This is a genomic window from Acinetobacter indicus CIP 110367, assembly GCF_000488255.1.
GTDB classification, from domain to species: Bacteria; Pseudomonadota; Gammaproteobacteria; order Pseudomonadales; family Moraxellaceae; genus Acinetobacter; species Acinetobacter indicus.
This window is the reverse complement of sequence record NZ_KI530754.1, coordinates 653,914-671,473: the sequence shown is the minus strand read 5'-3', so window position 1 is coordinate 671,473 and position 17,560 is coordinate 653,914. Positions and strand designations below refer to the sequence as shown.

The 17,560-nt window shown below is 42.2% G+C and carries 18 protein-coding genes and 2 pseudogenes; 10 read left to right on the top strand and 10 right to left on the bottom strand.

The annotated features are described in order from the left end of the window. Nucleotides 1-40: 40 nt before the first annotated feature. Nucleotides 41-253 (top strand): helix-turn-helix domain-containing protein, encoded by a 213-nt coding sequence (locus tag P253_RS07950; protein ID WP_016659418.1) that lies wholly within the window; start codon nt 41-43, stop codon nt 251-253. Here the strand turns inward: P253_RS07950 and tnpC are convergent. From tnpC to tnpA, 3 genes are all read right to left on the bottom strand, one after another. Beyond that, a complete protein-coding gene (tnpC, locus tag P253_RS07945) occupies nt 250-1,854 on the bottom strand; it encodes an IS66 family transposase (RefSeq protein WP_016659417.1) in 1,605 nt (534 codons plus the stop codon). The two genes, P253_RS07950 and tnpC, sit on opposite strands and share 4 nt — an antisense overlap. A gap of 74 nt (nt 1,855-1,928) precedes the next feature. Then, on the bottom strand, nt 1,929-2,264 hold the full coding sequence (tnpB, locus tag P253_RS07940; protein WP_016659416.1) for an IS66 family insertion sequence element accessory protein TnpB: 336 nt from the start codon (nt 2,262-2,264) through the stop codon (nt 1,929-1,931). After that, entirely contained in the window at nt 2,261-2,650 is a 390-nt protein-coding gene (gene tnpA / locus P253_RS07935) for an IS66-like element accessory protein TnpA (protein ID WP_016659415.1), read from the bottom strand. The genes tnpB and tnpA overlap by 4 nt, the downstream gene beginning before the upstream one ends. Before the next feature lie 87 nt (nt 2,651-2,737). Between tnpA and P253_RS07930 the strand changes: the two are divergent. After that, a pseudogene (locus P253_RS07930) lies at nt 2,738-3,607 on the top strand (IS481 family transposase); the annotation flags it as partial. 31 nt (nt 3,608-3,638) lie between these two features. Here P253_RS07930 and P253_RS15475 read toward each other — a convergent pair. The 4 genes from P253_RS15475 to P253_RS07915 form a co-directional block, all read right to left on the bottom strand. Beyond that, nucleotides 3,639-3,899, bottom strand: a complete 261-nt coding sequence (locus P253_RS15475) for a DUF4236 domain-containing protein (protein WP_016659413.1) — start codon at nt 3,897-3,899, stop codon at nt 3,639-3,641. Between the two features lie 28 nt (nt 3,900-3,927). After that, complete coding sequence (locus tag P253_RS07925; RefSeq protein WP_016659412.1) at nt 3,928-5,355, bottom strand: hypothetical protein; 1,428 nt, start codon at nt 5,353-5,355, stop codon at nt 3,928-3,930. Nucleotides 5,356-5,381: 26 nt separating this feature from the next. Next, on the bottom strand, nt 5,382-6,236 hold the full coding sequence (locus tag P253_RS07920) for a hypothetical protein (protein WP_016659411.1): 855 nt from the start codon (nt 6,234-6,236) through the stop codon (nt 5,382-5,384). Between the two features lie 232 nt (nt 6,237-6,468). Further along, nucleotides 6,469-7,200, bottom strand: a complete 732-nt coding sequence (locus P253_RS07915; protein ID WP_016659410.1) for a Fic family protein — start codon at nt 7,198-7,200, stop codon at nt 6,469-6,471. A gap of 500 nt (nt 7,201-7,700) precedes the next feature. Here P253_RS07915 and P253_RS07910 point away from each other — a divergent pair, with 500 nt between their 5' ends. Then, on the top strand, nt 7,701-8,936 hold the full coding sequence (locus tag P253_RS07910) for a tyrosine-type recombinase/integrase (RefSeq protein ID WP_016659409.1): 1,236 nt from the start codon (nt 7,701-7,703) through the stop codon (nt 8,934-8,936). A 381-nt stretch (nt 8,937-9,317) separates the two neighbouring features. Here P253_RS07910 and P253_RS07905 read toward each other — a convergent pair whose 3' ends face one another. Further along, nucleotides 9,318-10,703, bottom strand: a complete 1,386-nt coding sequence (locus tag P253_RS07905; RefSeq protein WP_016659408.1) for a sensor histidine kinase — start codon at nt 10,701-10,703, stop codon at nt 9,318-9,320. After that, nucleotides 10,696-11,370, bottom strand: a complete 675-nt coding sequence (locus P253_RS07900; protein ID WP_016659407.1) for a response regulator — start codon at nt 11,368-11,370, stop codon at nt 10,696-10,698. Before P253_RS07900 ends, P253_RS07905 begins: the two co-directional genes overlap by 8 nt. 108 nt (nt 11,371-11,478) lie before the next feature. Between P253_RS07900 and dsbD the strand changes: the two genes are divergently transcribed. From dsbD to P253_RS16070, 4 genes and pseudogenes are all read left to right on the top strand, one after another. Beyond that, complete coding sequence (gene dsbD / locus P253_RS07895) at nt 11,479-13,416, top strand: protein-disulfide reductase DsbD (protein ID WP_016659406.1); 1,938 nt, start codon at nt 11,479-11,481, stop codon at nt 13,414-13,416. Further along, nucleotides 13,413-14,261 (top strand): TlpA disulfide reductase family protein, encoded by an 849-nt coding sequence (locus P253_RS07890; protein WP_016659405.1) that lies wholly within the window; start codon nt 13,413-13,415, stop codon nt 14,259-14,261. Before dsbD ends, P253_RS07890 begins: the two co-directional genes overlap by 4 nt. Nucleotides 14,262-14,280: 19 nt before the next feature. Next, nucleotides 14,281-15,021 carry a thiol:disulfide interchange protein DsbG gene (gene dsbG, locus P253_RS07885; RefSeq protein WP_016659404.1) on the top strand — a complete coding sequence of 247 codons (741 nt, stop codon included), beginning with the start codon at nt 14,281-14,283 and terminating at the stop codon, nt 15,019-15,021. Nucleotides 15,022-15,085: 64 nt separating this feature from the next. Further along, nucleotides 15,086-15,397 (top strand): annotated as a pseudogene (locus tag P253_RS16070) (DUF202 domain-containing protein). Between the two features lie 8 nt (nt 15,398-15,405). Here the strand turns inward: P253_RS16070 and P253_RS07875 are convergent. Beyond that, nucleotides 15,406-15,714: an ArsR/SmtB family transcription factor gene (locus tag P253_RS07875; protein WP_005247061.1), complete on the bottom strand. Its 309-nt coding sequence runs from the start codon at nt 15,712-15,714 to the stop codon at nt 15,406-15,408. A 120-nt stretch (nt 15,715-15,834) separates the two neighbouring features. Between P253_RS07875 and P253_RS07870 the strand changes: the two genes are divergently transcribed. The 3 genes from P253_RS07870 to P253_RS07860 are packed head-to-tail and all read left to right on the top strand — an operon-like array spanning nt 15,835 to nt 17,544. Then, complete coding sequence (locus P253_RS07870; protein ID WP_016659403.1) at nt 15,835-16,251, top strand: YeeE/YedE family protein; 417 nt, start codon at nt 15,835-15,837, stop codon at nt 16,249-16,251. A 1-nt stretch (nt 16,252) separates the two neighbouring features. After that, nucleotides 16,253-16,669 carry a DUF6691 family protein gene (locus P253_RS07865; protein ID WP_005404969.1) on the top strand — a complete coding sequence of 139 codons (417 nt, stop codon included), beginning with the start codon at nt 16,253-16,255 and terminating at the stop codon, nt 16,667-16,669. Between the two features lie 2 nt (nt 16,670-16,671). Beyond that, nucleotides 16,672-17,544, top strand: a complete 873-nt coding sequence (locus tag P253_RS07860) for an MBL fold metallo-hydrolase (protein ID WP_005262089.1) — start codon at nt 16,672-16,674, stop codon at nt 17,542-17,544. Nucleotides 17,545-17,560 lie beyond the last annotated feature (16 nt).

The following is a 17,560-nucleotide window of genomic DNA, read 5'->3' as shown; positions in this document are numbered from 1 at the left end:
AAAGGTGTCGAAATCTTAATCAAACAAAGGTAACTTTCTTATGTTGCATACTAACAATCAAATCATTAAACACAAAGTAGGTCTGCTTAATTTAGCTGAAGAGCTTCAGAATGTATCCAGAGCATGCAAAGTGATGGGGGTTTCAAGAGATACATTTTATCGCTATCAGGAATTAGTGAAGTCTGGTGATATTGACGCACTGATTAATAAGTCCCGTCGTAAGCGTCCGCTGAACCCCATGCCTATTTTTTAATTTGAGTTGGATTTCCAGCGATGTGGTAGTAATTCTTCTATTTGGGTCACTTTATGTGTCGGCAACCTTTTCAGAACATCACTTAAATAGGCATACGGATCCAACCCATTCAGCTTTGCTGACTGGATTAATGTCATGATATTGGCTGCTCGCTGACCGCTGCGCAGCGAACCTGCAAATAGCCAATTCTTACGGCCCAACGCCCAGGGACGCATTGAGTTCTCTGCCCAGTTATTGTCAATGGGTAGATTGCCATCATCCAGATAGCGGCTTAAGGCTGGCCAACGCTTCAGAGTGTAATTGATGGCCTTGGCGGTTGGAGAACTCGATGGCACCGTCAGATAATGTTGGTTGAGCCATTCATACAGTTGTTGCATCACCGGTTGGCTGTGCTGTTGTCGGTATTCGCGGCGGTGTTCTGCTGTACTATCGGTCTTTTTCCTGAGTTCTGCTTCTATCGCATACAGTTTCTGAATCATCAGTAATGCCTGTTCAGCGATCTGACTTTTCCCAGTCACATGTAGCTCATGGAATTTACGACGTGCATGCGCCATGCAGCCCACCTCAATGACATCGCCTGATTTAAAGCGTGCTTTATAACCACTGTAATCATCACAGACCAGATGGCCCTGCCAGCCATTCAGGAACTCTTCTGCATGCTGACCTGAACGGCTATCCTGAAAGTCATAGATCACCGCTTGAACTGGATTGTACTGTGTAGTGGCATAGGCCCAGACATAACCTTTCTTCGGTTTTTTCTCATCATCACCCATCCGCATGATGGTGACCGGCGTTTCATCGGCATGGATCACCCGCTGTTGCAGCACCACCTGTTTTAAGGCATTGGCCAGAGGTTCCAGTTCCACACCGCAGCGACCAATCCAGTCAGATAAAGTAGATCTGGACAGATCAATGCCCGCCCGCTGATAGATCAGGCGCTGACGGTACAGCGGCAAATGATCGGCATACTTCGATACCAGCACATGGCTGAGCAGTTCAGGTGAAGCAATGCCTTTATCAATCACATAGGCGGGCATCGCTTGCTGAGTCAGGGTGTCACACTGATCACAGACCCATTTGCCACGCACATGCTGTTCCTTATAGAACTGTGCCGGTCTGAAATGCAGTTTTTCACTGATATCTTCGCCGATACGACGTAACTGGCAGCCACAACTGCATTGGGTTGATGCAGGTTCATGCTCAATACGGATGGTGTGTAGATGATCCGGCAGCAGTCGACGTTTAGGTTTGTTGACTGTGGCTTTCTCTGTCGCTGCATCGGTTTTATCTGCATTCAGCCGCTCCAGTTCCAAATCAACTGCTGCGATATCCTCTTCAACCGCTTCGTCCCACAGATGGATTTGTTTTGCGGTGAGATGTTCGTTTTTACTGCCAAATTTGTGCTGTTTAAATAGTGCGAGCTCATGCTCGTATTTTTGCGTGAGAATGGAAAGATGTTGAACTTTGGCATCCAATTGCTGGTTTGATTTTTCTAATTCTTGATTTGATTGTGCCAGAGACTGATGCTGCATTGCCAACTGTCTGGTAAATTCCAGCAGTTGTTCATGGGTCAGTTGGCTTAAGTCAGGCAGCGTATTCATGACCGCAGTATGCCTGAGGTCATGAGAAGAATGAAATAGAACGTTTGGAGAATAGCAGAATGGAACAGCCTGGTTTAAAGCATCGTCACCACCTGCTGTCGTCCAATGCGCTGCCAAGGCAAACCCTGGATCAGTGCCTGTAACTGTTCCGGGCTGAGGGCTACGCTTTCACCCTGGTGAACTTTAGCCCAGTGAAATTTGCCCTGTTCCAACCGCCGGGCACACAGCCAGATGCCCAGTCCATCATGTACCAGCACTTTCATGCGATGGCCACGTTTATTACAGAACAGGTAAGCACAATGCGGTTTAATGTAGCCAAAGGCTCTCACCACCTGAGCCATGATAGTATCCATCCCTGCTCGCATGTCCATGGGATGGGTAGACAACCAGATTTCATCGATACGGATCATGTTGCAAGTGCCTTGAGTAATTCTGCTAAAGCAGATATTTCTGATACTTGCCATTTCAAGCCAATTTCTGCTTTTGAGTGGGGTAAAGTAATTTGAACCGTTAACATGTCAGTAGGAGTAGGAGTAGGATCTAATGGTGCAGAGCAAGATAAGGCAATAAATGCAGGTTTATTCGGTAGTGGTGAGCGATCATTCCCTGGCTTACCATCAATTAAGCGAATCCATTTGGATACAAGATTTGTATTCAATCCATGTTGCAAAGCGACCGAAGCAATTGAAACGTCCGGTGCTTTACAAGCCTGAACGATCTGCTGTTTAAATTCAGCACTGTATGTTCTTCGTTTTTTCGCAAGAGATGCGATGGATGTCTGGTGATTTGTAGTCATAAATTTTAGTCCCCACTTGTTTTTAAGTGGGGACTAAATTAAGGCTTATAGGATGAATTCATAAGGTGTGTTCAGCGGACGCTTACGTCCCGTCGAGTACCAAATTTAAAAAACCGTGTAGATGATACTACTGAACAGGCTGTTATTGATTTCGCAATTCAATATCCCGCATATGGTCAGCACCGTACGAGTAATGAATTACGCAAGAAGGGTGTATTCGTTTCAGGGAGTGGGGTTCGCTCTATATGGCTTCGTCATGATTTAGAAAACTTTAAGAAGCGTTTAAAAGCACTTGAGGCTAAAGTGGCACAGGATGGTATTGAATTAAATGATCAGCAGATTGCGGCACTTGAACGTAAGCATGAGGATGACGTTGCTTGTGGTGAAATCGAAACAGCTCATCCAGGCTATTTAGGCGCGCAAGACACCTTTTATGTCGGGAATCTCAAAGGTGTTGGACGAATCTATCAACAAACATTCATCGACACTTATAGCAAGGTCGTTCATTGCAAGCTCTATACAACAAAAACACCGATTACAGCGGCTGATTTACTCAATGATCGTGTGTTGCCATTCTATCAATCTCAGGACTTACCAATGCTTCGCATCCTCACAGACAGAGGTACTGAGTATTGCGGTAAGGTAGAACAACATGACTATGAGTTGTATCTGGCAGTTAATGATATTGATCACACGAAGACAAAAGCAGCTTCCCCGCAAACAAATGGTATATGTGAGCGTTTCCATAAGACGATTTTGCAGGAGTTCTATCAAATTACGTTTAGGAAGAAGCTTTATAGCTCATTGGAAGAATTACAAGTTGATCTAGACGATTGGCTGAAATTCTATAATACTGAACGGACTCATCAAGGAAAAATGTGCTGTGGTCGTACACCACTTGAAACTTTACTTGATGGAAAACGGATTTGGGCTGAGAAAAATTTAGCTCAAATTTAACCTGACAGGCACAATAAAAAATGGGTAACTGTCAGATCAGGTTTGAGCTAGTACATGTAGGGATATATGAAGGCTCTTGTTCTAATTGTTTCTCAGGTGGTTTTTTATTCGGATGAAATTTTGAATAAGATATTCCCGTTCCGGGTATACCAATATTTGTGCGTATTCCTTTTTTATTCAAATTAATCGATGCACCTGATTTACCTAAACCAATACTACTAATCCCTTTTTTTGAGATATTAACTTTTACACCAGGTAAGATTTTGATACTTTTGCGAAATCTAAGACTCATAGTTTTTCTCTAATATACTTTTTAAATATCAATCGAATAAGAAGCTTCGTAAATCATCTTCATTTTTCAATATCTTAGATTCCTCTACTCCATGAGCACGAGCCAATATAATACTGGACTCTATAATTGAAATATTAGTATTTAAGTCAAATGCTTTACTTCTTAAATCAGCAATTTTTTCAAATTCAGTATTAATTTTATTTATGACATTTATATAAACTTCATCAACCTTAGCTAAAAAAAGTTGCATGGAAGCTTCCATCTTCTGTGCTAGCTTCTTATCTTCGCCTAATAAAATTTCACATACAAACTTTCCTGCGATTGAACCAATGACGGCACCTAAGACCGGTATAGGGATGAATGTTTGTCCTGCTAGCGCAGCAAGACCAACACCTGCACTATCAGCACAAACAAAAATTGAATTCATTTGAAATTCTTCAAAAGTTAACTTCCCTTGGTAAAAGTCATGTACTAATGAGCTTACCCCTTTTGATGCAGTAACAAATGCACCAGCTAGGGGAGCAGCTAACCCTGCACAATTAGTTAAACCATAAACTGTAGCACCAGTCACACCCGCTAATGCGGATGCTTTAGCTGTATCTAATCCAACTTCTTTCCAATCTTCTTTAGTCAGCTCACCCTTAAATAAATTTTTTCCTTCATTTTTATATTTAAGATATAAAGAGGAACTTAGGGCAATAGCACCACCGACAGCTGCAGCAGTCCCAGCTGCTTTTAGCCCTTCTGTTAAGTTGGCTTGATGTTTATCGTGAATAATATCCTTCAATTTATCATTTTGTTGTTCGAGGTCAGCACTATGCTTATTTAATGTTTCATGCACTTGACCTTGTTGAACTTCAGCATAATCAGATACTCCAGGACGAACCACCTCATTAAATGGCTGTTCAGATTTGGTTTGGATTTCTTCAATTTTTGCTTGAATAGAATTGATTGTCTTTTGACTTAAACCTTCAATAGATTCACCGCGATGAATTTTAGAAATCAATTCATAGTGATCTTTTGGAATATGATAATAAGATCTGTCACGACCGAAGTTTTCATATTTGTCCATATGCTTGAGTACATGTTCAAGATTATTGCCCAAACCGTTAATAAATTTTGATTGAACCTGAATTCCATCAATCAAATAATCTTCGGGCGCAGTGCGTCCCACCCCCTCAAAGGTGGCTCTAACAGTATCACCTGCAAGAGCATCTCTTGCATTGCGAATACCAACTTCAACATGTTCGGCAATTTCTCCATGTTTAGTAAGATCGCTACCTAAAATATTTTTAGGTGTGCCAATAAATTCTCGGACTTGATCAACATGCTTCATTGAATTAATAAAACATTGATCCTGCAGATTAAGTTGAGTAATTTCATCTTGTAGTCGAGCAACATTAATGCCATCGACTATGGCACTAGAAATCTGGTCTTGTACTGAAGTTGTTTGCATTAATATTGCCTGATGATTTAATTAAATTAGAGTTCAACTTTCTTTTTCATAAGTAAACATAAGCTCTCTACATGATTTTTCAGTGAAATCATAAGTGCCTTCTGACCACTATCCAGTTGACTATAATCAAGTGTGATAAGTGTTGAATCTAATGTACTTAATTGGGATTGCATCCCCACAATATGCTTTTGGGTCTCTTCCGCAAGTTTTTCTATTTCTAAAGATGCTGCTCTAAACTGTCTATTTAGAACTTCGATTTCCTTTCTTTTTTCATCAGCTTCTTTAGCGATTTTCTCATTTCTACTGCGTGCAAAAAGTGCACTTCCGACTAATGCCGTACCGCCAATTGCCCAGCCTACTGGTCCTGCAAGTGCTAATAAGGCATTGCCTGCAACCATACCACCACCACCTGCAGCAAGAGCACCTCCACCTAACCAAGCTAAGGCAGCATTAGTAGCTGCTGCCCCTCCTAAAGCAGAAATAGCGGTACCTGTAGATGCTGTCCCAAAAGTAGTAGCAATTGCCATAGCTGCGGTTGGGGCGAAAGCTACAACACCAGCCCCAGCAGCTACTCCAGCTCCAGCAGTACCGCCAGCCTGTATATCAATTTGACGTGCGTTTTCCTTAATCTTATCGAGAATATCGTTAAAAACTTTAAATTCAGCTTTATATTCACTGAATGTTTTATCAAACTCTTTAGGTTTATTGGCGATACCACTAAAAAGTGCTTCGATTCTAGTAATAATGTTATGAGCATCATTTTTACGAAGGTTCATTAATTTTTCAGACTGTAATCCTACTTTTTGTCCTAGGTGTTCATAAGCGCTTTTTGTAGCTTCAAATTGAGCAATAGCATTTTTTTTTAAATCGCCATTTAACATTTTTCCCTCTTACATATTTATGTATTTTTGTGTCTAATGTATCATGTATATTATTATTTTTGGTAAAAATGTAATCCGATATTTTTGAATAATTTTCAATATTCTCATTTCGAGTTATTGATAATAAGTTTATGAATTAAAAGGGTAATTAAAATTCAGTAGGGGTGAAATTAATAGTTTACCCCTATTTTTGATATTGTTATATAAGATACATTACAAGCTATTTTTTATTTTAAAGATTTAAAACAACTTGATACGGTTTAAACCCTTCTAGTACAGTTGCGGAGACTAATTGGATAAACGCTTCAGTTTTTCCATAAGCCATCCATTGATCTAGGGCTTCATAGTAGGCCAATCGGTTTTCAACTGTTATTACACAAGGGGGATAACTAGCTTTAAGCAATTCGAGATTCATCAATAGACGTGATGTACGGCCATTGCCATCAATGAATGGATGAATACCTACAAAATCAGCATGTACTTTGGCTGCACGTTCGATAGGATGAAATTTATGTGCGTCATTACTATACCAATCAACTAGCTGAGCCATCTTGTCATTTAATAATGTGTAATCAGGCGGGGTAGACGTGGCACCAGAGATTAGGACATTTTGTTGGCGATAGCGGCCAGCATTATCATCATCAATATTTTTTAAAATGAGTTGATGGATATTGCGAATTTGCCATTCAGAAAATGGTTCTTCTTTTCGAATAATATCTTCAACGTAATAAATAGCGTTTCTATGGTTAATTGCCTCGAAGTGTTCTCTTAATGCCTTACCACCGACAGTTATGCCTTCTAACACGACTTTTGTTTCTAGCAATGTAAGTGTATTGCCTTCAATTGCATTCGAATGATAGGTCCATCGTACAATAAGATCTTCTTGTAAATTTTTTACTATTGCTGGTGATAGGGGGCGATGCTGATCTAATTTATTTTTTAAATCATCAATAATTTCAAACATTACCTTGTCCCTGAATGTGTCTAAAAGAATGATACATCAAAAAAGAATATTGAAAAAATGCTATGTTATATCGTTGCTATTTATAGTGCTTTTAATATTGATATAATCAGTACATCATTTCAAATCCTGAATTAGGATTTGAACAAGATTTCTAAGTGATTCAATACACTAAATCTGATTTGGATCAAAATTTGGTCAATAAATTTCAAATTAGCAATCTGAAAAAAGTAAATAATATTTATACGGTATTTTTTACGGTAAAGCTCAATGGCCTTTTGTTTTTATTAATGTAAAACAATATGATAGCAGCAGAGTTCGGTGCGCGCTGAGCGCACCATTTTCTTGTTTTATCCCTTCCGATGCTATCTGAAAATCATTTAAAATAAATAACTTACGCAACTGGATTGTCCGATACTATCCAAAGGCGTTTTAGGTTTTCAATTTTTTTTGCGGTAATTTTTGCGGTAATTCAACATTTACTGAAAAGAGTTACCGTAAAAATGCCAAAAATTGTTGTGAATCTGACAGATACTCAAGTTAAATCTGCTTTAAGTACTTTTAAAAAACAATCCGTTAAAACGCCAGTTAAGCTCGCCGATGGCAAAGGCTTATTTTTTATCATTGATAAAAGTGGATATGCCTATTGGCGGTTAGATTATTCCCGGCCTATCAGTAAAAAGCGTAACAGTATATCTTTAGGAACTTATCCTGAGGTCTCGTTAGCTAGTGCACGTATTAAACGTAATGAATATCGAGATATGCTGGCGCAAAATATTGATCCTGCGCTCAAAAGACAGGCTCAAGAAGAAGTGGCTCAATTTCAGAATAATAGTTTTAAATCAATAGCAGATGAATATCGTAAGACTGAAGAGCTAGAGCCAAGTACACAGCGTAGAAATCAATTTGTTTGGGATAAACTTTATGCTGCCATTGGAGAGTATCCAATCGATGTGATCACGCCATCCCAAATTTTAGAAGTATGCCGTCTTTATGAACGACAAGGTAAAAATGACTCTGCAAAGCGAATGAGAAGTAAAGCTTCTCAGGTGTTTCGGTATGCGATTGCTTTGGGTTTATGTCAATTTAACGTTGCAGACCAAATTAGCGGTATTCTGAAGGTGGGTAAAACAAAGCATCGAGTGGCTATTACTGATAAGCAAAAGCTAGGACAACTATTAAAGAATATCAATAAACACGCAGGTCGTGGGGATATTGCTATTGATTATGTAGTCAAAATCTTACCCCATGTATTTGTGCGTCCTGGAGAATTACGTGCAGCAAAGTGGGCAGATATCGATTTTGAAAATAGAACATGGAGTTATACACCGCCTAAGACCAAAAATCAGACAGCCCTACAGCATATAGTTCCTTTGTCTGATCAAGTCTTGAAGCTGTTCCAAGAATTGTATTGCATTACTGGATATACAGAATATTGTTTCGTATCTATGCGTGATAGGTCCAAAACGATTAGTGAGTCTACGATTAATAAGCGATTGAAACAGTATGGCTTTGAAAATGGAGAGACAACAGGACATGGCTTTAGGGCTACCGCAAGAACATTGTTAGATGAGGTTTTGAAGTTTCCTATTGAGCGTATTGAGCAGCAGTTAGCTCATCAGGTTCGTGATATGCATGGACGAGCATACAACCGTGCAAAATATTTGGAAGAACGGACAGTAATGATGCAAGCATGGTCTGATTATTTGGATCAATTAATGCATGAAAATGTAGAGTAATTAATTGAATAAATATTAGTAAGTTATAGTTTCAGTTAAGTTGACGCCATCTCCATCTTTTCAAGAAAATTAATTAAACCGCTTCATTTTTAGATTCTGGGGTATAGCGTTGTCCACTCATAATGTTCTCTCCTATGCAAAAAGAATCTACGATATTTGTCTAGGAGAGTGGTGGCTATTCAGCTCTAAATAGAGGGGGGGGTGTCTTCTTTAAGATAACGAAATTCTAGCATGATATAAGAACAAACTTGCAAATCGATAAATTATAACCCCCTGTAATTTTAACAAAATATTTTTTGAGATTTAATCCACTAAATCTAATTTGGAGAAAAAATGAGTACAAGATTTTTCAATATTAAAAAGGTTTTTAAAAACAAAGGGTTATTTTTTAAATTCTCGTGACGCTTTTGAAGTATCTTCCTGAATGCTAACGATCAGTCCTACAGGATCACGCTGCTGAAATCCAAGATGGTATTGATAATTGCCTAGCAAGCTTTTAACTAATGCCAGTCCTAAACCATGGCCATGCTGCTGAGCAGATTTGCGCCAGAAGCGTTGTCCTAAATGTTGAATATCTTCGGCTGTCAGTTGTTGTCCATCATCTTCAATCACCAGGCAACCAGACTGCATGGAAATCCAGATCTGTTCAGCCTGTGCATGCAGCAGTGCATTCTCAAGCAGATTTTTCAGTACGGTATACAGCACAAATTCAGGCAGCTGAATTTCACCCAGGCTGTCCCAGTACACCTGTATTTTTTCATTCATTTCTGGATAGCGTGTACCTAAGTCTGCGAGGACCTTCTCAAGAGTGGGGCGAAGCCAGATGGTCTCAGTCATTTCCTGGAGACTGTTTTCTGATTGGGTCAGCAATAAAAGCTGCTCGAGTAACAGCGTATAACGCCGGATACTCTCATTGGCCTGCTGCAAATTGTACTGAATGGATTCAGGCAGGTTCTGCTGCTGACCGATCAGCTGGGCCAGTTGTACATGGGTTTTAATTGCGGTTAGGGGACTGCGTAACTCATGTGCAGCATAGGCACTAAAGGCTTTTTCCTGTTGCAGACTGTCATTGAGTTTCTGAATCAACTGCGTGGAATTGTTGACAAAAGGCTGCACTTCCTGAGGAATACTTGCAGGCTTGAGCTGCATTAAAAAATCTGCCGCCTCTGAATAGCTAAGGTTTTTCTGGTTCAGATATTGACTGAGTTGATCCAAAGACCGGAACTGTCTGCGGATAATAAAGATGATCAGAACAATACAGATCAGCAGTGAGAAGACCAAGGGAACCAGTACGGACTGCAAAATCTGCTGTAGTAAGGTATCCCTCAAGAACATACGTTCTGCCGCCACCACCTGAATATCACCACGACGCAGGACATAACTGCGCCATTCCGTATCACCCTGCTGCCAGGTGCTGAATCCTTCTGGTTGTCGGCTTAAATTTTTGGGGGCACCGCGTGTTTTGGCAATCACCTGATTGCCTACCGAGATGTCAGAGCTAAAAAGCGAGACTTCACAGGCAATTAACTGGTTTGCATCATCATTCTTGGCTAATTTGGATAAGGTTGCATCCCCCAGACTATCCAGCGGTAACTGCTGAATCAGCCGGGCAACCATTTGCGCAGATGCCGATAGGCGTTGATCCAGCGTGTCTTGTAAACGTTGTTTCAGGTCAATATACAGCCATGAAAATACCGCACTCCATAGCACAATAAACACGGCCAAAAGACTCATGGCCAAACGCCATTTCAAGCTGTGCTTAAACATGACGATGCTCAAACGGTTTGAAAATATAGCCCACACCACGAACGGTCTGAATCAAGTCTGGATGTAGTTTTTGTCTCAGGTGATAAATGTGTACATTCAGGGCATTGCTCTCGATAGCGTCCTGAAAACCATAGAGCTTGTCAATAAGCTGTTCATTTTTCAGGATCTGGTTGGGGTGGCTCATCAGGGTTTCCAGCAGGCTGAATTCACGGCGAGATAAACTCACGGCCTGGTCTTGGTAGGTCACAGTCTGGGTATCCCGATTCAGAACCAGGTCATCAAATTGCAGTGTATTCGAGGCAAAGCCGCGGTGGCGACGGGTGAGGGCATGAATCCGGGCAATCAGTTCCTCCAGCTCAAAGGGTTTGGTCAGGTAGTCATCGGCACCGGCATTCAGGGCCTGAACACACTGATCGGTCCGCAGCCGTGCCGTCAATACCAGTACCGGGAGATCAATCTGGTCGCGTCGCCAGCTGTGCAGCAAGTCCAGGCCATCCTGATCCGGCAGGCCTAAATCCAGTAAACACAAATCGACAGCACTATGCCGGATAAAATAATCTGCAGCACGTGCGTGACTGACATGCTCCACTGAAATATTCAAATAGTTCAGAGCAGCACAAATGCTCTGTGCGATATAGGGATCCTCCTCAACCAATACAATAAACATAGAACATCCTGATCAAACTGCCATTATTTTATAAATGATTTGGGCTGTTAATGTTGTCTTAATTTTAGTTTTTCAATAATGCAGTCCTAACAGGAGGAGATCAGCTGGATGTTGAAGTGGATATTGGGTGCCGTGATCGGCGGTGGAATCATGACGGGAACTGCACATGCAGACTTTTTACCACCGGATCAGGCTTTTCAGTTTCAGGTGGTTTCTACAAGTCAGGATCAGGCAGAGCTTAGCTGGAAAATCGCAGAGGGTTATTATCTGTATCATGACCAGCTTAAAGTGTCTCATCAGCAGACCCCAGTCAAGTTGGCATTGCCCAAACCTGAAGACAAAGATGATCCCAATTTCGGTTTGACTCAGGTGCATTATGGGCAAGTCAAAACCAATATGAATGTCCAGCCCAACCAGCAGTTTGCGGTGCAGTGGCAGGGCTGTGCAGAAAGCGGTTTATGTTATCCGGTGCAACGCACCACAGTAAAAACTGATGCAGATGGTTTATTTCCAGCGCAAAACTTGAGCAAGCCTCAAAAGCTGCTGGCCAGCACTACACAGCCAGAAGCAAACGAAAAGATTTTGACTACTCAGAAAGATGAGCTCCAAGCTATAGGGCAAACTCAAAGTACAGATCAAGCACTGGCTGAAGAAAAGGTGGAGAAAGTGCAAGTCGCTGCAGTTTCCGACCCTGTCGTGCAGCCTGAGGTGGAATTAACAGAGAAAAACGACCAGCTTATTACAGACCCTAAAAATCAAACTTCATCAGCAGGCATGAATGACCAGTGGAACAATGACCAGTATTTTTTAAGTTTGCTGTCGAAACAAGGTCTGTTGATTAATGCTCTGATTTTTCTCGGGCTTGGCATTCTGCTGGCATTTTTACCGTGTTCTTTACCTTTAATTCCAATTTTAACGGGAATTCTGGTTCAGCAGCACCGGGGCTACCGTGCTGCACTGATTGCGCTGGTCTTTGTTTTGGGTATGGCACTGGTCTATGCGGTCATAGGACTTGCTGTGGCACAGCTCGGTTACAGTTTTCAGCGCTGGTTTCAAAGTCCGATATTCATCAGTATTTTCAGCATTCTGTTTGTTTTGTTCGCGCTTAATCTGTTCGGAGTATTTCAGCTGTCCTTACCTCAAGGCATGTTACAGCGGCTGGATCAATGGCAGCAAAAGCAGAAGGGTGGCACGCTGATTGGTGCTGGTCTCATGGGCATGATCGCGGCACTGATTGTCGGGCCATGTATGAGTGCACCGTTGGCCGGTGCCTTAATCTATGTGTCTCAGCTTAATCAACCGATTTTGGGTGCCAGCTATCTGTTTGTCTTAGGCCTTGGGCTGGGCTTGCCACTATTTATCGCAGCTGTATTTGGGTCCCATCTTTTACCCAAACCTGGCATCTGGATGGATCGCCTGAAGTTTAGTTTTGGCTTTGTCATGCTGGCCCTGGCCTTGTATTTTGCCCGCCCCCTATTGCCCGGCATTTTATACCTGAGCCTTTTGGGTGTAGTACTGATCACCTGTTCAGGCTACTTCTTGTTCAAGATGCTGCCCCATGTGCATCGGTCTGTATCGAAAATAGTCCTGATGCTGCTCAGTGGTTTACTGGTCTTTGCAGGAGGCATGCAGCTCTATCATGTCTGGAGTCAGGTACAGGTCGCCCATGTGGAATCACGGCTTGAATGGCAGAAGGTCAGTACAGCCGCACAATTGCGACAGGTTTTAGCCAAACATCCTGCACAGCCAGTGGTAATTGATGTGTATGCGGACTGGTGTGTGGCCTGTCAACCGATTGAAAAGGAAGTGATTCCACGTAGTGATGTCCAGACGGCTTTACAAAATGTGGTTCGTATCAAATTAGACCTGACCCACTATCATCCAAGTCAGGATGAGCTGCTAAAAGAATGGCAAATCCTCGGTCCACCCACCTTTATATTTTTAAATGCAGCGCATCAGGAGCAGCGTGAGTTGCGCTTGACCGGAAGCTTTAGTGCGGCACATTTACTAGGCACATTGCAGCAACTACAAGGGGAGCAACTATGATGATTTCCAGTGATGCGCTGCATCTGGGACCTTTGATGTTGCCCTGGACACTCATGATTGTTGCCACTGGCTTGATGCTGTTATCTGCCGTCCTGTTTGGATTAGCCAGAAAGTATTCATGGTCTAAACAGCTGCTTGGACAAAGTCAGGATTTGCTCTGGAGCAGTTTTCTGCTAGGGATGCTGGGTGCACGTCTTGTTTTCGTTCTACTCAATGCCGAGCTGTATTTTGTAGCCCCCATCGACATACTGAAAATCCAGGACAAAGGTTTTCATTTATGGGGCGGGGTGCTGATAGGTACTTTATGGTATGTCATTCGCAACAGACAGTTGCAGACCCGATTCAAAGCCATCTTGCTGATCATCTTTGTACTCTGGGTCGGGCTTGGGCTCGCGTTCAAATCCAGTCTAAAAACTGAAGCAGCGTTTCCTGATCTAGCCTTTGCTGGACTAGAACAGGAACGTCTGGGTACAGATAAGATTCCACTCAGCCAATTCATTGGCCAGCCCACGGTAATTAATTTGTGGGCGAGCTGGTGTCCGCCGTGTCATCGCGAAATGCCGGTATTGGCCAAAGCAGCCAAGCAGCATCCTCAAGTGAATTTTGTCATGCTGAATCAGGGTGAGGAGGTAGCCACCGTAAATGCCTATTTAAGAAAACATCAGTTTCAATTTAAACATGTCCTGCTGGACCCATATGGTGAACTGCCACAGCAGCTGAATAGTTTTGGCCTGCCAACGACGCTGTTTTTTAATGCTCAAGGCCAGCTGGTCGAGCGGCATATGGGGGAACTCAGTCCGGCCATGTTGCAGCAATATTTAAACAGAATTTCAGATCAACCTTAAAAAAACGGAAGGACTTAGTATGAACAGAATTTACCGGGTACTGGGTGCAGGCATGTTCCTGATCATGAGCATGCACACGCAGGCGAATATTAAACAGAATATTGAAAAACAGGGTTTTGTGTTTGTAAAACAGATTCCGGCACCGCAAGGAATGACCGGTTGGGTGGGGCATGAAGACCAGTACTCCAATACAGTATTTATCTCCAACGATGACAAATATTATATCAAGGGCGAACTGTTTGATGCGCAAGGGAAAAGCCTGTCCAATGAGCAGATTGAAAAGCATATGAAAAAAGCGGTATTGGATGATGTCTGGAAAACCCTGGAAAAATCGACCTGGATCCAGGATGGCAAGCCAGATGCACCACGGGTGGTTTATGTCTTTTCCGATCCGAATTGTCCATATTGCTATAAATTCTGGCAGGCGGCTCGGCCTTGGGTCGAATCAGGCAAGGTACAGCTGCGTCATATTCAGGTCGGTGTGATCCGTGAAGAAAGCCGTGGTCAGGTGGCAACATTGTTAATGTCGAAAAATCCAGCAGCAGTTTTTAATGATATAAACAAGAATAAAGGCAAAAAGCAGCTCAAGAAAATGGCAAAGATTCCTGCAGAAATTGCTGCAAAAATTGATGCCAACCAGGCCCTAATGGGGAAATACGGCTTTTTCTCCACACCGTCGATGGCCTGGAAAAATAACCAGGGTGAATTTAAATCTACTCAAGGCCTGGCGATGGACGTCAAAGAAATTTTTGAACAATAAGATCGGATGAGATATGTCCACTTTGGATCATCCACGGGTATTGTTTGCTTTGGAATGAACCGCTCTGGCAGGGAACCGGAATGGTCTGACATTAATTGCATTTGGTTTTGTGATTGAAAAATCCAACCGGCTATTGTAATTAGTCGATCATGAACGTTATGCATAAAAAATAGCCTATGCACAGTGGATGGGGATTGCGGTGATTGTGTTTTGCATGTTGGTGAATATCGCCTCAATCCTGCAATATCGAGGGGGATGGACATCACTGGGACCGCCGGAATTTATTGAAGGTTATTATACCCAGCATCCTGTATGGCTAAACCTGTTTACTGCTTTTAGCGGGCTGCTTCTGATCATTTCTTTTTGGTTGCATTAAGAGGAGGGCTAGGCGCAATACAGCTCGTACAGCTTTTGCATCAGGCTCAAGACCTTGGGATCACTCAGACGATAGAAAATCTGCTTGCCCTCACGTCGGGTGCCAACCATGTTGGCCTTACGCAATACAGTCAGCTGTTGTGAAAGTGTAGGTTGATGAATGTCAGTAGATTCTTCAATTTCCTGAACATTCATTTCCCCATCGACCAGGACACATAAGATTTTCAGACGATCAGGATTGGCCAAAACTTTTAGGCATTGGCTGACGAAATCGACTTGAGAAAAATCAATTTTGGCATTTTCAGCAATCATATCCATAAATGTCCTCACAACTTTTGATGTAGCCCGTGCAGTTTACATAATTTACCATAAAACTGCTTGATTAATATTTTTTATTATATAATATAAAAAAGTATATTGTATAGGGATTAATTCATCATGCATGACTTCCTCATCGCATTTATTGGCGGCTTAATGCTCGGGCTTTCCGTAGTTGGTTATCTTTACGTCAATGGCCGTATTGCAGGAATCAGTGGTTTGATTGGGCAAGTATTAAACTCAAAAACCATGTTTAAAACGCCTGCAATCTGGTTTTTATTAGGCTTGATCCTCACACCGTTTATTTATGGTCTGTTTGTACAACCTGAAATCGAATTGAATGCCAGCCCACTGATGATGATTGTGGCAGGTCTGCTAGTGGGCTTTGGGACACGCTTAGGTTCGGGCTGTACCAGTGGTCACGGAATTTGTGGCATCAGTCGCCTGTCTAAGCGTTCTATCATCGCGACCATGACTTTCATGTTTGCAGGTTTTGTCGCTGTTTATATTATCCGTCATATCACAGGAGCATTCTAAAATGAAAAATGTGTTTGCCTTTTTATTTGGTGCGCTGTTCTCTGTGGGATTGATGGTATCAGGCATGTCCAATCCGGAAAAAGTACTCGATTTCCTGGATCTGTTTGGCGATTGGGATGCCAGTCTGGCCTTTGTCATGATGGGCGCGATTGCGGTGGCCTTTATTCCCTTCCAGAAAGCATTACGTACGGCGCAACCGAAAACAGTATTTAATGAACCTATTGATTTACCTAAAAATAATCAGATAGATAAGAAGCTGATCACGGGTGCGGTTTTATTTGGTGCAGGTTGGGGCATTGCCGGCATCTGTCCGGCGCCAAGTTTCACTTTGATCGGTTTGGGCCACTATCAAGTGCTCTATTTTATTGTAGCAATGCTGGTGGGTGTATGGATTCACCGTAAATGGTCAGGAGCTTAACGATGTCAAATTTACCTATAGTAAAAGATTTTTTTCACGAAGATACCAATACCTTCAGTTATGTTGTACGTGATCCGGCGACCAAAGCCTGCGCCATTATTGATAGCGTTCTGGATTATGATCCGGCATCAGCAAGTACATCCACTATTCATGCCGATAAAATTATTGCCTATATTAAAGAGCAGGGTTTAACGGTCGAGTGGATTCTCGAAACCCATGTCCATGCTGATCATTTAACTGCAGCGCAATATCTCAAAGAAGAACTGGGTGGCAAAATTGCCATGAGCCAGAAAATTGGTATTGTTCAGGAAACTTTTGGCGCGATTTATCATCTGGATATTAAACAATGGAATGCTCAGCAGCTCTTTGATTATTTATTTGAAGATCATGAGTCGTTCCAAATTGGAACATTGAAAGCCTATAACATTCCAACACCGGGACATACGCCTGCTTGCCTGAGTTATGTGATTGGCGATGCGGTTTTTGTGGGTGATACGTTGTTCATGCCAGATTATGGTACAGCACGTTGTGATTTTCCGCGAGGCAGCGCAGAACAGCTTTATGATTCGGTGCAAAGCCTGTTTCAGTTGCCAGAAGATACCCGGGTCTTTTTATGTCATGACTATCTGCCTGAAACACGTGAATCGTATGTGTGTGAATCTGATATACAGACGCAGAAAAAACAGAATATCCATATTCATCAGGGAATCAGTAAAGCTGAATTTGCTCAGATGCGAAATCAGCGGGATTCAGGACTGAGTATGCCTAAGCTGATTCTACCGGCGATTCAGATCAATATGAAAGCAGGACAGTTTCCTGAGCCAGAACAAAACGGTGTTTCTTACCTCAAGCTTCCTCTTAACTACTTCAAATAAGCTTGTGTCGTGATTC

What these genes read in the sequence shown, in the direction of transcription:
- P253_RS07950 (WP_016659418.1), top strand. Translation starts at nt 41, where the DNA reads ATGTTGCATACTAACAATCAAATCATTAAACACAAAGTAGGTCTGCTT.
- tnpC (WP_016659417.1), bottom strand. Translation starts at nt 1,854, where the DNA reads ATGAATACGCTGCCTGACTTAAGCCAACTGACCCATGAACAACTGCTG.
- tnpB (WP_016659416.1), bottom strand. Translation starts at nt 2,264, where the DNA reads ATGATCCGTATCGATGAAATCTGGTTGTCTACCCATCCCATGGACATG.
- tnpA (WP_016659415.1), bottom strand. Translation starts at nt 2,650, where the DNA reads ATGACTACAAATCACCAGACATCCATCGCATCTCTTGCGAAAAAACGA.
- P253_RS15475 (WP_016659413.1), bottom strand. Translation starts at nt 3,899, where the DNA reads ATGAGTCTTAGATTTCGCAAAAGTATCAAAATCTTACCTGGTGTAAAA.
- P253_RS07925 (WP_016659412.1), bottom strand. Translation starts at nt 5,355, where the DNA reads ATGCAAACAACTTCAGTACAAGACCAGATTTCTAGTGCCATAGTCGAT.
- P253_RS07920 (WP_016659411.1), bottom strand. Translation starts at nt 6,236, where the DNA reads ATGTTAAATGGCGATTTAAAAAAAAATGCTATTGCTCAATTTGAAGCT.
- P253_RS07915 (WP_016659410.1), bottom strand. Translation starts at nt 7,200, where the DNA reads ATGTTTGAAATTATTGATGATTTAAAAAATAAATTAGATCAGCATCGC.
- P253_RS07910 (WP_016659409.1), top strand. Translation starts at nt 7,701, where the DNA reads ATGCCAAAAATTGTTGTGAATCTGACAGATACTCAAGTTAAATCTGCT.
- P253_RS07905 (WP_016659408.1), bottom strand. Translation starts at nt 10,703, where the DNA reads ATGTTTAAGCACAGCTTGAAATGGCGTTTGGCCATGAGTCTTTTGGCC.
- P253_RS07900 (WP_016659407.1), bottom strand. Translation starts at nt 11,370, where the DNA reads ATGTTTATTGTATTGGTTGAGGAGGATCCCTATATCGCACAGAGCATT.
- dsbD (WP_016659406.1), top strand. Translation starts at nt 11,479, where the DNA reads ATGTTGAAGTGGATATTGGGTGCCGTGATCGGCGGTGGAATCATGACG.
- P253_RS07890 (WP_016659405.1), top strand. Translation starts at nt 13,413, where the DNA reads ATGATGATTTCCAGTGATGCGCTGCATCTGGGACCTTTGATGTTGCCC.
- dsbG (WP_016659404.1), top strand. Translation starts at nt 14,281, where the DNA reads ATGAACAGAATTTACCGGGTACTGGGTGCAGGCATGTTCCTGATCATG.
- P253_RS07875 (WP_005247061.1), bottom strand. Translation starts at nt 15,714, where the DNA reads ATGGATATGATTGCTGAAAATGCCAAAATTGATTTTTCTCAAGTCGAT.
- P253_RS07870 (WP_016659403.1), top strand. Translation starts at nt 15,835, where the DNA reads ATGCATGACTTCCTCATCGCATTTATTGGCGGCTTAATGCTCGGGCTT.
- P253_RS07865 (WP_005404969.1), top strand. Translation starts at nt 16,253, where the DNA reads ATGAAAAATGTGTTTGCCTTTTTATTTGGTGCGCTGTTCTCTGTGGGA.
- P253_RS07860 (WP_005262089.1), top strand. Translation starts at nt 16,672, where the DNA reads ATGTCAAATTTACCTATAGTAAAAGATTTTTTTCACGAAGATACCAAT.